The organism is Mesorhizobium sp. M5C.F.Ca.ET.164.01.1.1, from assembly GCF_004792125.1.
GTDB lineage: Bacteria > Pseudomonadota > Alphaproteobacteria > Rhizobiales > Rhizobiaceae > Mesorhizobium > Mesorhizobium wenxiniae.
In genome coordinates, this window is the sequence record NZ_SRTG01000183.1 from 1 (window position 1) to 387 (window position 387).

Annotated in this window: 1 protein-coding gene; it reads left to right on the forward strand. The window is 62.8% G+C overall.

The window, feature by feature from the left end:
* A partial coding sequence (locus tag EN807_RS33030) for a molybdopterin cofactor-binding domain-containing protein (protein ID WP_145972470.1) occupies positions 1–387 on the forward strand: 387 nt, incomplete at both ends.

Here is a 387-nt window from a genome sequence, read left to right on the forward strand (position 1 = left end):
GAACTGTCCGACGGCGTGGCACGCATCGTCGGTACCGATCGCACAATCGATTTCGCCAGCGTCGCCAGGGCGGCGAAAACCGCGGACGACCTCAAGGGCTTCGGCGAATTCGTCCAGGACGAATGCACCTATCCCAACGGCACCCACATCTGCGAGGTCGAGATCGATCCCGACACCGGCGCCACCGAGATCCTGCGCTACACCATCGTCGACGATTTCGGCGTCACGGTGAATCCGATCCTGCTTGCCGGCCAGGTGCATGGCGGCGTCGTCCAGGGCATCGGCCAGGCCCTGACCGAGAACACCGTCTATAGCGAGGACGGCCAGCTCCTGACGGCAAGCTTCATGGATTATGCCATGCCGCGCGCCGATAGTTTTCCGTTCTTC